Below are 15,448 nucleotides of genomic sequence, written 5' to 3'. Positions count from 1 at the left end.
CCCGCCCCTATGGTAGCCGAACCGCCGGCTGGGGGGACCGCAGGCGTGGGCCGCCGGCGCGGAGCGGCGGTGCTATCCTGAAAATGGCCATGACCCCCTCCGCTTCACCCACCGGGCCGACCCCGCTGCCGAGCGCCCACGCCGCCGCGGTGCAAGAGTTCCTGCGCGGCCACGCCCCCTTCGACCGCATGGACCCGGACCACCTGGAGTTCGTGGTGGAGCGGCTGTCCTGGGTCCGTTACGCGGCGGGGGAGGTCGTGCTCGACTCCGGCCGGGGACCGCCCGAGTGGCTCCAGTTGGTGGGCGGCGGCGAGGTGGTGGCCGAGCCCCCCGTCGGGGGAGGACCCGGCGGCGCGGACAGCATCCCCCTCGGCGAAGGGAGCTGTTTCCCGCTGGCGGCGCTGCTCACCGCGCGCCCGGTCCTGTTCACCTACCGCGCGCTCGCCGAGACCACCTGCTACCTGTTACCCGCCGCCGATTTCCAGACGCTCCTCGAGCTGAGCCCCGTCTTCCAGGACTTCTGCACCCGGCGCCTCGCCGCGCTCCTCGAGCAGTCCCAGCGCGTCGTGCAGGCCCGCCAGGAGGAGACCGGGATGGCCGGGCGGTCCCTCGGCAGCCGGCTGGGGGACGTCCTGCGCCGGGAGCCAGTCGCCTGTGGCCCGGAGCTCCCGCTGCGCGAGGCGCTCCGGCGCATGCACGCGGAGGGCATCGGGGCCATGGTGGTGGTCACGCCGGAGGGCGTGCCGGCCGGGATCTTTACCCTGCGGGACCTGCTGCGGGTCAATGCCGAGGGCGGCGACCTGGACGCGCCCATCGGCGCGGTGATGAGCACGGCCGTCGTCAGCCTGCCGCCCGAGGCGGCCGCCCACGAAGCGGCGCTCGCCATGGCCCGGCACGGCATCCGCCACGTGCTGGTCGTGGCACCGGGTCGGCTGCTGGGGGTGGTCTCGGAGAAGGACCTCTTCTCGCTCCAGCAGGTGGGCGTCAAGGAGGTCGCCGAGTCCTTACGGCGCGCCGGGAGCTTCGAGGACCTGCGGCACGCCGCCCGGGCCGTGCGGCGCTTGGCGCGCACCATGCTGGCCCAGGGGCTGGCGCCCGATCCCCTGACCCGCCTGGTCTCCACCCTGAACGACCGTCTCACCGAGCGGGTCATCGAGCTCTCCGGCGCCGGCGATGCCCTCGCCGGCCTGCGCTGGTGCTGGCTCGCCCTCGGCAGCGAGGGCCGCTTCGAGCAGACGCTCGCGACCGACCAGGACAACGGCATCATCTTCGAGGTTCCGGCGGGCGGGGACACGGAGGAGATCCGCGGGCGGGTCCTGCCCCTCGCCGAGCGCATCAACGGGGAGCTCGACCGCTGTGGGTTCCCCCTCTGCAAGGGTGGGGTGATGGCGGGCAATCCCCGCTGGTGCCTCAGCCTGCCGGAGTGGCGCCGCCAGTTCGCCGAGTGGGTGTACCGCGGGAGCGCCGAGGACATCCTGCACGCGGCGATCTTCTTCGATTTCCGCAGCGCCTACGGCGATGCCTCGCTCGCGCGGGAGCTGCGCGACTGGCTCGGCCCCACGGTGGCCGCCAACCCGCGTTTCCTGCACTACCTCGCGGCGAACGCGCTCGAGAACCGCCCGCCGCTCGGCGTGGTCCGCGACTTCGTGGTGGCGGCCGGCGGAAGCCACCCGAACACCATCAACCTGAAGATGAACGGGGCCACGCCGTTCGTGGACGCGGCGCGCATCTACTCCCTCGCCGCGGCGCTCACCCCGACCAGCACCGTCGAGCGCCTGCGCGCGGCGGCGGGCGCGGGGCGGCTCCCCGCCGACGAGGTAGAGGCCTGGTGCCAGGCCTTCTCCTTCATCCAGCTGCTGCGCCTGCGCCGCCAGCACCTGGAGCTCGACGGCGCCGGGGACGCGGGAAACCGCATCGACCCGGAGCGCCTGAACGAGCTGGACCGCCGGATCCTCAAGGAGGCCTTCCGTCAGGCGCGCAAGCTCCAGACCAAGGTCGCGCTCGACTTCGGGCTCTACGGCCGGGTCTAGCCGCCGCGGGCCCGCCACGCCCGGCCTCGAGCACCGGGGATCAGCGGCCCCGTCCCTGTCCGGCCTCCAGGGCCGGGTCTGGCGCTCCTATCCCTTATGCCCTATACCGGAATTTTCCGGGATGCACCTAATATCAATCAATCCTGTCGGTGCAGGTCTTTCCACAACCTGTCAGGGGAGGTCCGAGATGCGCAACCGCTCCGTTTCCGAGGTGCTCGGCTCGTCCGAGCTTCATGCGCTGGTCCGCCAGCGCTGGATGGTGTCACTGACCCTCACCGCGGCGATCCTCCTCGTCTATTTCGGGTTCGTCCTCGTGCTGGCCTTCGCGAAGGGCTCGCTCGCGGCACGCATCGGCGAGCACCTGACCGTGGGCATCCCGGTCGGAGTCGGGGTCATCCTGTTCGCTTGGGTCCTCACGGGCCTCTACGTGTGGTGGGCGAACGGCCGCTACGACGCGGCGGTCGCCTCGTTGAAGAGCCAGCTCGAGGACTGAGCCATGGAAAAGTTCCAGACGACAGTCGGTGAGCCCAACGCGATCTCGATCGCGTTCTTCTTCGTCTTCGTCGCGGTCACCCTCTGGATCACCTGGTGGGCCGCGAAGCGCACGCGCACCGCACGCGAGTACTACGCGGCGGGGCGCAGCATCTCCGGCTTCCAGAACGGCCTCGCCCTCGCCGGCGACTACATGAGCGCGGCCTCCTTCCTCGGCATCGCGGGCCTGGTGTCCCTCAAGGGCTACGACGGTCTCATCTATTCCATCGGGTTCCTGGTGGGGTGGCCGATCATCCTGTTCCTGATCGCCGAGCCGCTGCGCAACCTGGGCAAGTACACCTTCGCGGACGTGGTGGCCTACCGCCTGCGGCAGAAGCCCATCCGGATCGCGGCCTCGGTGGGGGCGCTGACGACGGTCGCCTTCTACCTGATCGCCCAGATGGTGGGCGCCGGCAACCTGATCAAGCTGATGTTCGGCCTGCCCTACGAGCTCGCGGTCGTCGTGGTTGGCGGGGTCATGATCGCCTACGTGCTGTTCGGGGGCATGCTTGCCACGACCTGGGTGCAGATCATCAAGGCGGGGCTGCTCCTCGGCGGGGCGACCGTGCTGGTGGTGCTGACGCTCTCGCGCTACGGCTTCGACCCGGTCGCGCTGTTCGACGCCTCCGCCGTGCGCTACGGCGACAAGGTGCTCGCCCCGGGCGGGCTGGTGGCGAACCCCTGGGACGCGATCTCCCTCGGGCTTGCGCTCATGTTCGGGACGGCGGGCCTTCCGCACATCCTGATGCGCTTCTACACGGTCCCCGACGCCAAGGAGGCTCGCAAGAGCGTCTTCTACGCCACCGGGTTTATCGGCTACTTCTACATCCTCACCTTCATCATCGGCTTCGGCGCCATGACGGTGGTGGGGCAGGAGGCCATCTCCAGCATCGACAAGGGCGGCAACATGGCGGCGCCGCTGCTCGCCGAGGCGATCGGGGGCACGGTCTTCCTCGGCTTCATCGCCGCGGTGGCCTTCGCCACGATCCTGGCGGTGGTGGCGGGCCTCACGCTGGCGGGCGCCTCCACCCTGTCCCACGACCTCTACGTCAACGTGTTCCGCGACGGGCGGTCCTCCGAGGCGGAGGAGGTGCGCGTGGCGAAGGTCGCGACGCTGCTCCTCGGCGTGCTGGCCATCGTGCTCGGCATCGCCTTCAAGGGGCAGAACGTGGCCTTCATGGTCGGCCTCGCCTTCGCGGTGGCCGCCAGCGCCAACTTCCCGGCGCTGCTGCTCTCCATCATGTGGAAGGGGTTCACCACGGCGGGAGCGGTCGCGAGCATCGTCACCGGGACCGTCCTCGCGGTGGGGCTCATCGTCATCAGCCCGACGGTGTGGGTCGACCTGTTGAAGCACCCCCAGGCCCTCTTCGCCCTGAAGAACCCTGCCATCATCTCCATGACGGCGGCCTTCGCGGTGGGCGTGCTGGTCTCGCTCCTGCGGCGTGAGCCCTCCGCGGCCGCGCAGTATGAAAGCGAGAAGCTGCGGACCTACCTGGGGGTGGGAGCGGAGTAGAGGGAAATGGGGACATTCTGGTTTTTCCACCACCTCTAACGCTCTCCCGTCACCCGGGTACCCGGGCGAGGCGAGGGCACGGTGGTGATGGAAAAGCCAGAATGTCCCCGGGCTACGCTCGGTCGCTCTCCCCGCGCGATCTCGCGTAGGCCGCGGCCGGTGCGGTGCACGCGCAGGATCCGGAACGGGTAGGGCTCGCGGGCCTGGGTGTCGCGATAGCCGGTGAAATAGAGGTATTCCCCGTCGGCCGACCACACGGGGTCGAAGGCGGTCACCTCCTTGCCGGTGAGACGCAGGTTCTTGCCCCGCCCGAGGAAGCGGTCGTGCAGGAACAGGGCGGTGTTCGGCTCGTGCATCACCGCTTCGAACCGGGCCGTGCCGGGCACCGAGCCGGTGTAGGCGTAGAGGGTCCCGTCCCGGGGCGAGGGCACGTAGCGGTCGCTGCTCGTCACGCCCTCGATCCGGGCGCCGGTCAGCTCGGGCAGGGGGATGCGCTCCAGCACGTGCCCGTCGAGGGTGAAGCGCAGGAGCTGGCTCATGTCGTGAGCGACCAGCGAGCGGCCGTCGGGGGCCCAGGCGAGGCCCCAGAGGGAGGCGGGGTCCCGACCGCGCTCCAGGGGCACCGGGACGGCACGCCCGCCGGCGGGATCCAGGAGCCGGACCTCGTTGCCCCCCGAGGCCAGGTGAAACAGGAAGGCGAGCCGCTCGTCGTCGGGGCTCCACGCGAGGTCCCCCACCACCCCCGGTGTCTCCTCACCCACCCAGACTCGCTCGGGCCCCTGCGCGAGCGGCCGGGTCACCACCGTGTCGGGCCCACCGTCGGGGACCCGCCCCGAGACGCGGCAGAAGGCGAGGCGCGTCCCGTCGGGGGACAGGGCCGGGCAGCCGCCCCGGGCGACGGGCCGCTCGGGGGCGCCGGCGTCGAGCAGCCAGACCTGGCCCTCCCGCTCGAAGGCGACCCGCTCGCGCCGGGAGCTGGCGCGGTCATCGGCAGTGGCGGCGCCGGCAGTGGCGGCGCCGGGGGCGACGGCCATCAGGGTGGTGAGGGCGAGGAGCAGGGGGGCAACGATAGAATGGGCCACGGGGTCTCCGGAGGTTGCGGCGAACGGGCGAGGCGGCGCCAGTCTGGGCCGGCGCCGACCCGTCACAGTTTCGGCCTTTGCGGCGCGGGACTGAAGCGGCTCAAGGGGCGCCCCGGGGCGCCGAGAACCGCAGATACGCCACCGTCGGCCGCCGGTCGCGCGGCCTGCCTGCGAGGGGATTGAGCCATGCCGTCCGCCCGTCACCGCTCCCGCAGCGCCGCCACGCGCGCGCTCTGCCTTGCGCTCTCTCTGGCCGCGGTCTCCGCCCCCGTCGGCGGCGCCGAGCCCCTCGCCCCGGGACCGCTGGCGGTGCGGCTGGTGACGGTCGGGGAGGACGGCAAGCCGACGCCGGTCGCCCACGCGTACTTCAGCCTGGGCGGGCGCCGCGCGTCGACCGATGCGGCGGGTGTGGCGACCGTGGACGGGCTTCCGGCCGGGCGGCATGACCTGAGTGTGCGCCACCCCCGGTTCGAGGCGGTGACCCGGACGGTGGAGGTGCCGCCGGGGCCGCGGACGGCGCTGGAAGTCCAGCTCGCCCCCGTCGCCCGGGTCTACTGGGGCGGACGGGTGCTGGCCGAGGGGCTCGACCGCCCGCTCGCCGGCGTCACCGTCTCCCTGCGTCCGCTGCAGGTGCGGGCCGCGGTCGCCGGACCCTCGACGGCCGTGTCGGATTGGGAGGGCACCTTCGAGCTCGCGGCCCTCGCGCCCGGGCGCTACGAGCTCCTGGCCGAGGCCCCCGGCTTCGTGGCCGTCACGCGGCAGGTCGAGGTGCGCCAGGACGCCCCCCTGGAGCTGCGGCTCGCCCCGGAGGCGACGCCCGCACGGCTCGAGGTCGCCGCCGCCGACGCGGTGACCGGCAAGGCCCTGGCGGGGGCCACGGTGCGGGTGGCCGAGACCCTTTCCACCGGCCTGGTGGCGGAGGGCCGCACCGGCGCGGACGGTCTCGCCCGCTTCGACGCCCTGCGCGTGGGCCAGGCGAACCTCGTGGGGGCCGACGACCGTGTCGCCGTCTCCCGGCGCCCGGTCACGGTTCGGGTCGAAGCTCCGGGGTACGAAGGGGCCACCGTTCCCGGGAGCCTCGGCGAGGGGGCCGGGCCGCTGCGGGTCGCCCTGAACCCCGTCGAGCCCCAGCGTGAGGTCGAGCCCAACGACGCCCTGGCCACGGCCCAGGAGGTCCGTCCCGGCGCACCGGTCACCCTCACGGTGGCGCGAAACGGCGACCACGACTTCTTCCGTTTCCGTCTCTCCCACCCCAGCCGCCTCGCGGTCACGGTGGCCCCGGAGGGCCCGCTCGCGACCCACCTGCGCCTGCGCGACGGCGAGGGCAAGCTCCTGCAGGAGCACGGTGCCCACGCCGCACAGGAGAACCGCATGGAGCGCTGGGTCGGTGCCGGGACCTTCTACGTCGAGCTCTCTCAGTGGGGCGACAACGCCTCCGACCCCGAGAAGACCCTGACCCTCACCGTGTCCCGGGAGGAAGCCGTGGACCCGCGGGAGCCGAACGACACCGTGGACGCGGCGGTGCCGGCCCGCCTCGGCGAAGAGCTCTCGGGGCTCGTCTGGCCCGTGGGGGACCGCGACGTGTACCGCCTGGACCTGCCCCGGCCCGGCCAGGTGCGGGTGCGCGACCGCCCGGTCCCCTTCGAGCGCCACGCCCGCCTGCGCAACGGCGACGGCGCGCTCCTGGTCGAACAGGGGGCACACAGCGACAAGCCGCTCGATTTCTCCGCCGACGTGCCCGCCGGTACGTACTTCGTCGAGATCGGGGAGTGGGGCGAGAACAGTGCCTCCCTCATCCCCTACCGGCTGCGGGCCGACTTCCTGCCGGACGACGGCGTCGACGACCCGGCTCCCGCACCCGGCAAGATGGCCTCGGCCCGCACCCTGCCCCTGGGGGGCGCGGTCGGCGCGACCCTGCTCCCGCGGGGCGACGTGGACCTCTACACGGTGGCTCTGCCGAGCGCGGGGACCCTGCGGCTGGAGAGCGACGGGCACCTGGAGCGCCACGTCCAGGTCTTCGACCGGACCGGGGCGTTGCTGGTGGAGCAGGGGGCACCCGCCGAGAAACCCAACGCGCTCGGCCGGAGCGTCGAGGGCCCCGAGACCCTGTACGTGGCGATCCGGGAGTGGGGCAACAACGCCGCCTCGGCCTCGGCCTACGGCCTGCGGGCCTGGTTCGAGCCGGCCGACGAGCTCGACGCGGCCCAGCGCAACGACCGCTTCGACAGCGCGGTGCCGCTGCTGCCGGGCGAGACCGTGCGGGGCACCTACCTGCCCCTGGGCGACCGGGACGTCTTCGCCGTCGACGTGGACTTCCCCGGCCACCTGCGGGTCAAGGCGCAATCCGGGCAGGAGACGCACCTGCGGGTCTTCGACGCCTCCCGGGCGCTCCTCCAGGAGGTCGGCGCCCACGCCGGCAAGCCGGCCGAGCTGCGCCCCCAGGTCAACGCCGGCCGCTACTACGTGATGGTCGGGGAGTGGGGCGAGAACGGGTCCTCCCCGGAGCCCTACGAGCTCACCGTGGGCCTGGAGCGCGCCGAGCCGGCCGAGCGCTGGCCGCTCGCCGCGGACCCGGCGCGCCGGCTCGCGGACGGCGAGGCCCAGGCCTACACCATCGACCATATCGGGGACCGGGACCGCTTCCTCTTCGACATGCCGGCGGCCGGCACCGTGACCCTCTCGGTGGCCGGCCCGATGGAGGTTCACGTCCGGGTCTACGACGACCGCACCGGGGCGATGCTGTTCGAGCAGGGTGTGCACGCGCCGGCCCGCTGGTCGCGCCCGGTCGAGGTCCAGGGCCCCACCCGGCTGCGGGTGGAGCTCTCCGAGTGGGGCGAGAACGGCAAGTCCGACCAGCCCCACTTCGTGATGGCCGACACCCGCGGCCGGGCGATCCAGGCCGCCGCGGTCGGGGCTGCCGCCAACGCCGCGAGCCCCCAGACGGTGGCCTTCCAGCGCACCCCGCTCGAATACGCCGCGGCGCCGGCCTCCTGCGAGGTCGACCTGGGGGGCGAGGCGAAGGCCGTGGTGCGCCTGGACGGTGAGAAGCCCGCCCAGGCGCGGTTCCCGCGCCAGGGCCTCTACCGCGTCGAGGCGCGCTGCACCGGCAGCGAGGGCCAGCGCTCGCGCCAGGCCTTCTGGGTCCAGGCCACCGGGGCCCGGGATCGGGAGGGGATCGCGCTCTTCCTGAACGCCCCCGGCGAGGGACAGGTGCTCGACAGGCCGGCGGAGGCCAGCGTCATCGCCATCAGCTACAGCGGCCGTCCGGTGAGCCGGGTGGAGTTCCGCGTGGACGGGACGCCGGCGGGCACCGACTACACGGCCCCCTACCAGGCCGACGTGCCCTGGGCGCGTCTGGGTCCGGGGCCCCACGAGATCAAGGTCACCGCCTTCGACGCGGCCGGGGCGAAGGCCGAGCTGACGCGTAACTTCCAGCTCTCGGAGTACTTCGGGCTCTCGCCCCCTGACGGGGCCGTGCTCTCCGGGGAAGACGTCCGGGTCGCCTGGAGCTCCTTCGGCTTCGGGGAGACCCGGGTCCGGTTCCGCAAGGCCGGGACCGAGCCCTGGACCGAGGTAGTCGGCGAGAGCGGGCGCGCACGCACCGTCGCGCTGACCGGGCTCGAGGCCGGTGTACCCCACGAGTTCCAGCCCCTCGGGGGCAAGGAGCCCGGACCCGTGCGCACGGTCACCCGGGTCAAGGGCCTCGCCTTCGGCAAGTCCCGCTACGGCGCCAACATCCGCCGCGATTACGACCAGCGCGTGGGGGTGAGCGTGCGCAACAACGGCGACGCGCCCCTCAGCGTGCGGCTCGAGTGCGGCAAGCCCCACGACCCGCTGATGCTGGTCGGCTTCGTGGGCGACGGCTCGGAGGACCGCCCCTTTACCCTCGGTCCCGGGGAGGTGCGGGAGTTCATGCTGGGGATCAGCGCCCAGGACGTGGACACGGCGGACCACGTCGTGCCGATCCGCATCGTCTCCACCGAGGGCCTCTCCGACGAGGCCGAGGTCGCGGTGCACGTGCAGCTGCCCCACGTGGAGCTGGCTTGGCAGGACGTGGGTCCGGCCAGGGTCGGGCCGGGGCGGGTGTTCCGGCTGCAGAACCTGGGCGACGCGGTCACCGACCTGGCGGTGACGGCCGCCGACCCCCACGCGGTCACCCTTTCGCCCACGGTGCGCCACGGCCTGCTCCCCGAGCGCGGGTCGATGGACTTCACCGTAACCCCGCGGTTCTACGAGGGCTTCACGGGAGTCTCGACCCGGCTCGTGGCGCGCGGCCTGGACCGCGCCTTCGAGCACGCCTACGAGTTCAAGCTGGGAGCCGGCGAGAGCGCCCGGGAGGTCTGGCTCTTCCCCGGGCGGGACCCGGCGGATGCGGCGGCCCGGAGCGGCGAGGCGGAGCTGGTGCGCCGGGCCCGCGAGGCGGAGCGCCTGGACGCGGCCACGGTGGACTGGGGCAGGCGCCAGGGCGGCGAGGACCTGGATGGGGATGGGCGGCTCGACCGCTGGACCCAGCGGGTCGGCGACGTGGAGTGGGTCGGCGACGACAGCGACGCCGACGGCGAGGTCGACTTCGCGCACGCGGACGTGGGCGCGGACGGGATCTTCGAGTACTCGGCCTACCGCGAGGGCGAGCGCTGGCGCGCGACCAACCTGGTGGAGGCCTGGCTGGAGATGGGCTTCTCGCTCCCGTACGGGCGCAGCGAGTACAAGCAGCACGACGCCGACGTGCTGGTGAACGGGGTGGTGGTGGGGCGCCTGCGCGACGTCATCCCGGAAGGCAACTACACCTTCCGCATCCCGCCGTCTGCGCTGCGCTTCGACGACTCGGGGCTTCCGGGCGACAACCGCGTCGGGATCCGCTCCAAGCACCTGCGGGGCGGGCACTACGTGGTGAACAGCGATTTCCGTTTCAAGTTCCGCCTGACCGCGACCCCGATGTGGACGGTGGCGAAGTCCGAGGACGAGGCCCGCAAGTCGGTGGCGGCCATCGGCGGCGTCACCAGCGTCGCCCCCGACCTGAGCGTGTCGTCCTCCGACCTCAAGGTCCACGCCCCGGCCGAGCCCAAGGCGGGTGACGAGGTCGCGGTCGAGGTCGCCCTGCGCAACCTCGGGTCGGTGTCCCCGGGGACGGCCGAGGTGGCGCTCTTCCGCAGCCAGGGCGGCGGGGCGCGCGAGGAGATCGCGAGGGTTCCGGCCGGGGCGGTGCCGCTGCACGGCAGCGTCCTGGTGCGCATCCCCTGGCAGGCCCGGGGCGGGCAGAACACCCTGACCGTGGTCGCCGACCCGGACGACGCCCTGAAAGACCTCGACCGGGCCAACAACGAGGCGGTGTTCTTCATGCAGGTGGCGGGGGACAACACCCCGCCCACCCTGAAGGTCGCCAGGCCGAAGGCCGGGGAAGAGCTGAAGGACCCTCTCGTGACCCTCGAGCTTGAGGTGGGTGACGACGCGGGGCCCGTGATGCCGGCGGTGTCCGTCGACGGCGGTCTCTGGCAGAAGCTCCCGCCCGCGACCGGCCGCGTGACCGCCGACCTGCTGCTCCAGCCGGGGGACCACCGGGTCGACCTGCGGGTGACCGACGCGAGCGGCAACGTGGCGAGCGAGAAGCTGGCCTTGAAGGTGATCGCCGCGGCGCCCGAGGCGCGCATCGTATCCCCCGCACCGGGGGCGGAGGTGAGCGGCTCCAGCGTCCCGGTGGAGGTCGCGGGGCCGGCGGACCTGGCCCTCGTGGGGGCCCGCACCGCCGGGGGTCCCTGGCGCAAGGCGACCCTGGTGGGCAATGGGGGGCGGGTGGAGCTGCCCCTGCGCTTTGGCCCCCAGACGATCGAGGTGCTGGTGGCCAATCAGCGCGGAGTGGTGCGGGTGTTGACGGTCGACGTCCGCCGCACCACGCAGCCCACGGAGGCCGAGAAGCGCCAGGCCAACCTCGTGGCCGACCAGGGCCTGCTCTGGCCGGTGAACCGCCCGGAACTCGAGGTGGACCTCTTCAAGGCGCCGAGCGCGCTGCTCTCGCGGCTCGCGCTGCCGCCCGGGGACCTGGCGCAGCGGCTGCGCGACGACGCGCGGCGCCGTCAGGCCTCCGGCGACTACGCCGGCGCCCTGGTGAAGTACCGGGAGAGCCTGAACCTCGCCCCGAACCCCCAGGTCCGGGACCGGGTGAAGAAGCTGGAGAGCTACCTGCGGGTCGACGCGGGCGGGGTGCCCGCTCCCGCGCCGAAGCGCGCGGGTGGACAGGAGAAAGCGCGATGAGCGTGACACGGCAGGGTTTCGGGCGTCGGGTGCGGGCCGCCCTCGTGGCGGGGCCGCTGTTGGCTCTGGCGGGCTTGCCGGCCCTGGCGGCCGGGGAGGCGGGTGTGGACGAGCGCTTCAGGCAGGCCGAGCAGGCCTTGCACGAGGGCCGGGTCGCGGACGGGCAGCGGGTCCTCGAGGGGATCCTGAAGGCCGACCCCCGCAACCGGGACGCCGCCAACCTGCTCGGCAACCTGGCCCTCGCGCAGGGCCGGGCGGAAGAGGCGGGCCGTTACTACGACCAGGCCCTGGAGGCGGACCCCCTGTTCGCCGAGACCTACAACAACCTGGGTGTCCTCGCCCTGCAGCGCGGGCAGGTGGACCAGGCGATGACGATGTTCCAGACCGCGGTCCGCATCGACCCGGCGCGGGCCGAGGCCTGGTACAACCTGGGGCGGCTCTTCCTGGCTGCCGGCAAGGTCGTCGAGGCGGAGCGGCACCTGCGCCGGGCCGCGGAGGCCGACCCCGCCCACGTCATGGCCCGTCAGCGGCTGGCCGTGCTCCTGCTCGGGCAGAAGCGGGGCGACGAGGCGGTGCCCCTGCTGGAGCAGGCCGTGCAGGCGGCTCCCGAGGACCCCGCGGTGCTCTTCCTGTTGGCCACGGTGCGCGACGATCGGGGCGAGACCGAAAAGGCCCGGGACCTCTATCTGAAGGCCCGGGCCGCCGGGAGCACGAACCCGCGCCTGCCGGTCTACCTGGCCGAGGCGTACCTGAAGCTGAGGCAGCCGAAGGAGGCCGAGCGGGAGTTGCGCGCGGTGCTGGCGGACCCGAAGGCCGACCCCAAGCTTCGCGAGGCCGCCGAGGCCCTTTCGAAGAGGGCCGCGCCGTGAACCGCGTTGCCCCGATGCCCCCTGTCTCCCGGGCGCGGGCCGGCCGCGCCCGGTGGCTTCTCTGCGTGGCGCTCGCCTGGGTGCTCGCCGGGGCATTGGCCCTTCCGGCCGCCGCGCAGGAGAAGCCACCCGGAAAGGGCACCCCGTCCCTGATCGAGAAGCTCCGGCTGCAGCAGCAGGCCGAGCTCGAGAAGCTGAAGGAGAAGTACCACGCCCAGGTGCGGGCCAACCCCAAGCTGGTGAAGCCCGACGGCTCGATCGACACCTCCCACCCCGACTACCAGGCCACCCTGGACGGCTACAAGGAGGAGAAGTCGAAAATCCAGTTGAAGTACAAGGAGAAGGATCCCCGCGCGGGGGAACTGGCGGCGCTGGAAGCGAAGTACGGCAAGGGCAGCATCGACATCTCCGGCAGCGCCCCCAAGGAGGTGCGGGCGGACGTGGATATCAGCGCCAAGACGCCCGAGATCGCCGACAAGATCGCCGCCGAGTGGAAGAAGGCGCACGGCGAGGAGAACGTCACCTACGACCCCGAGCTCGGGATCTGGATCGACAAGAGTACCGACACCACGCTGTGGGCGCCGCCGACGCCGGAGCAACTCGAGAAACGCAAGGACTACCACGACGCCTTCTCCACGCCGGGAGGCAAGAAGGCGACCGGGGTGAAGAGCGACGAGTCGGTGCGCGACCCCGAGGGCTTCGTCCTCGACAACGAGAAGAAATTCATCCACGCCGCGGGCGACCTCAAGAAGGGCAAGGACCCCGGCGGCGACGCGGCCCAGCAGCTCGCCCGGGACATGGCGCTCAAGACCGCGGGCAAGAGCGTCAGCAAGTCGGCGGAGGCGACCGGGCAGGACTCCCCGGTAGCACACGAGGCCGACAAGCTGCGCAACTACCAGGACGAGTTCGAGACCGGGATCACCGCCCTCGGTGCGAGCCCCGAGCAGCAGAAGAGTGACGTCCAGAAGTGGTTGGGCAAGGCCGACCAGCAGCTCCAGAACTCCAAGGAAGCCGCCGTGCCCATGGGGCAGAAGGTGCGCGCGATCCGCGAGGAGGTGGCGAAGACGACGGAGCGCAAGCCCGACCAGGCGCCCGACCCGACGGGCACGGCGGACCGGATCCGGGACCGCAACGCGCTGGTGGAGAAGGAGAACGAGAAGGCCAGGGCCGAGAACGACGCGGAGCGCGCGAAGGCCGGTCTGTCTCCGGCGCCGCCGCGCGACGACGAGGCGGTCGGGACCGGGCCGCGGGCGCCGAAGAAGCCGGAGGCCGTCACCTCGACCAGTTCCGGCAGCGCTGCCAACGCGAGCTGGGTGAAGACCCAGACCACCGAGGGCGACAAGCGCACCGACAGCTTCTCGAGCACCACCGTCGGCCGCGACGGGTCGGTGGACAGGACCGACAGGACCACCACCCGCGACAAGACCCCCGGGGGCGGTAAGACCAGCGAGGAGACCACCACCAAGAGCCACGTGGGGGCGGACGGGTCGACTCGCCAGGCCACCCAGACCACCAGCAGCTACACCGGCGAGGGGAAGGCGAAGCCCGGTGCCGGCGGGCGTGCGGACGGGACTGCGCAGAAGCCGGGCGGAGGGGTGGACGGGGGCCCCGGTGGTTCGGGGACGAAGCCTGCCGGCGGGGACGACGACGGCGGCAGCGGCGGCAACGTTGGTGCCGGCGGGGACGGCAAGAAGGTGACCGTTACCACCACCAAGGGTACCGAGCACGAGACGACCCCAGAGAAGAAGGGGTGGCTCACCAACACGCCGGGCTCCTCGAAGACGACCACCACGGAGGGCACGTCCCGCACCGAGACCGGGAAGGACGGCAGCCAGACGGGCCGGACCCACACCAAGACCGAGAGTACCGAGGTCGGCACCGACGGCACCGTCACCGACACGAAGTCGACCACCATCGGGACCACCCGCACCGGCAAGGACGGGGAGGAAGGCCCGGGGCGGACCTTTACCGACGAGACCAAGAAGACCACCGGCAAGTGGGGGACCACCACCACCCAGACCGAGACCACCACCGAGACCGACGGCAAGGGCGCCAAGACCACCACCACGGACACCACGACCAGCGGGCCGCTCTCCTCGGGGCGCAGCAAGGAGTGGGGCTACGAGAAGGACCTCAGCGGCAAGAAGGGCGAGGGCCAGGGCGAGGAAAAGAAGGGCGAGGACAGCCCGGTCAAGGGCAGCATCAAGATCGCGGGTGGTGATCTCTTCGAGCCCAAGGACGACGAGAAGGCGGCGTCGTCCACCTCGGGCGCCACCACCGTGGGAGGCGTCGAGCTCGAGGGTGAGCACAAGGTCCAGGTCGGCCAGACGGGGGCCAAGGGCAGCTGGGAGGTCACTGCAGACAACGACGGGTTGAAGGGCAAGGCCGAGGCCTCGGCCGAGGCGAACATCATCAAGATCACGACGACCGGCTCGGCCGAGAGGGACCTGGGCGGCGGTAAGGCGGCGGGGAAGGTCACCGCCACGGCCAAGGTGGGGGCCGAGGCGAAGGGGCAGGTCGAGGGCGTCATCAGCACCGAGAAGGTGGCCGTCTCGGCGGAGGCCGAGGTCTTCGTGGGCGGCAAGGCGGAGGTCGAGGCCGAGGCATCGCTCTCGGCGCTCGGACTCAAGGCGACCGCCAGGGGACAGGCGGAGGTGAGCTACGGGGCGGGCGGCAAGGCGGCCGTCGACGCTGAGCTCTCGTGGACCAAGATCAGGCTGGGCGGCAAGCTGGCCGCCACCCTCGGGCTCGGCACCGGCGGCTCCGCCTCGGTGGAGATCGACGCGACGGTGCTCATCACCGGCGTGGACCTCGACGAGGTCGGCCAGCAGCAGGCCGCGGCGGAAGGGATCATCAGCGTGGTTCGGGACCTCAAGTCCGGGCGCCTGGTGCTCCCGCCCGGGACGACCTTCGCCGACATCCGCAAGGCGCTCCAGGAGCAGGCCGCCTGGCTCGCCAAGCACCCCCAGAAGGACTCCAAGGGCAAGCCGGTCACGCTGGCCGAGGCGCTCGCGAAGACGCTGAAGCTCGGTCAGGGCAAGGGCGGCGGCTCCTTCGTGACCGCCAAGCACAGCCAGAAGGACTGGTACTGCACCAACCGCCCCCAGATCGAGGCGCCGGTGCAGCTCCCGCCCATCCTGCAACGGAAGTAGCTGCAGGGCGGGCGGGGCCTTG

7 protein-coding genes are annotated in these 15,448 nt (G+C 72.5%); 6 read left to right on the top strand and 1 reads right to left on the bottom strand.

Going from position 1 to position 15,448, the window contains the following annotated elements:
* Positions 1-89 precede the first annotated feature (89 nt).
* The 3 genes from KA217_03775 (at position 90) to actP (ending at position 4,074) form a co-directional block, all read left to right on the top strand.
* Positions 90-2,030 (top strand): CBS domain-containing protein, encoded by a 1,941-nt coding sequence (locus KA217_03775; GenBank protein MBP7711570.1) that lies wholly within the window; start codon positions 90-92, stop codon positions 2,028-2,030.
* Positions 2,031-2,217: 187 nt separating this feature from the next.
* A complete protein-coding gene (locus tag KA217_03770) occupies positions 2,218-2,523 on the top strand; it encodes a DUF485 domain-containing protein (protein ID MBP7711569.1) in 306 nt (101 codons plus the stop codon).
* A gap of 3 nt (positions 2,524-2,526) precedes the next feature.
* Positions 2,527-4,074 (top strand): cation/acetate symporter ActP, encoded by a 1,548-nt coding sequence (actP, locus tag KA217_03765; GenBank protein ID MBP7711568.1) that lies wholly within the window; start codon positions 2,527-2,529, stop codon positions 4,072-4,074.
* A gap of 35 nt (positions 4,075-4,109) precedes the next feature.
* Here actP and KA217_03760 read toward each other — a convergent pair whose 3' ends face one another.
* Complete coding sequence (locus KA217_03760; GenBank protein MBP7711567.1) at positions 4,110-5,618, bottom strand: PD40 domain-containing protein; 1,509 nt, start codon at positions 5,616-5,618, stop codon at positions 4,110-4,112.
* On the opposite strand from KA217_03760, the gene KA217_03755 reads away from it, so the two are divergent.
* From KA217_03755 to KA217_03745, 3 genes are read left to right on the top strand one after another with little or no spacing between them, the layout of a single operon-like run.
* Positions 5,574-11,405, top strand: coding sequence for a carboxypeptidase regulatory-like domain-containing protein (locus KA217_03755; protein MBP7711566.1), 5,832 nt, complete (start codon positions 5,574-5,576; stop codon positions 11,403-11,405). The two genes, KA217_03760 and KA217_03755, sit on opposite strands and share 45 nt — an antisense overlap.
* Positions 11,402-12,274 carry a tetratricopeptide repeat protein gene (locus KA217_03750; GenBank protein MBP7711565.1) on the top strand — a complete coding sequence of 291 codons (873 nt, stop codon included), beginning with the start codon at positions 11,402-11,404 and terminating at the stop codon, positions 12,272-12,274. The genes KA217_03755 and KA217_03750 overlap by 4 nt, the downstream gene beginning before the upstream one ends.
* Entirely contained in the window at positions 12,271-15,426 is a 3,156-nt protein-coding gene (locus KA217_03745; GenBank protein MBP7711564.1) for a hypothetical protein, read from the top strand. The genes KA217_03750 and KA217_03745 overlap by 4 nt, the downstream gene beginning before the upstream one ends.
* Positions 15,427-15,448 lie beyond the last annotated feature (22 nt).

This window comes from Gammaproteobacteria bacterium, from assembly GCA_017999615.1.
Lineage (GTDB): Bacteria > Pseudomonadota > Gammaproteobacteria > JAABTG01 > JAABTG01 > JAGNLM01.
Note: the sequence above shows the minus strand (reverse complement) of the source record. Positions and strands in the feature narration are given on the sequence as shown.

Excerpts from the sequence above, each read along its gene's own strand:
- KA217_03750 (MBP7711565.1), top strand. The coding sequence starts at position 11,402 with ATGAGCGTGACACGGCAGGGTTTCGGGCGTCGGGTGCGGGCCGCCCTC.
- KA217_03770 (MBP7711569.1), top strand. The coding sequence starts at position 2,218 with ATGCGCAACCGCTCCGTTTCCGAGGTGCTCGGCTCGTCCGAGCTTCAT.
- actP (MBP7711568.1), top strand. The coding sequence starts at position 2,527 with ATGGAAAAGTTCCAGACGACAGTCGGTGAGCCCAACGCGATCTCGATC.
- KA217_03775 (MBP7711570.1), top strand. The coding sequence starts at position 90 with ATGACCCCCTCCGCTTCACCCACCGGGCCGACCCCGCTGCCGAGCGCC.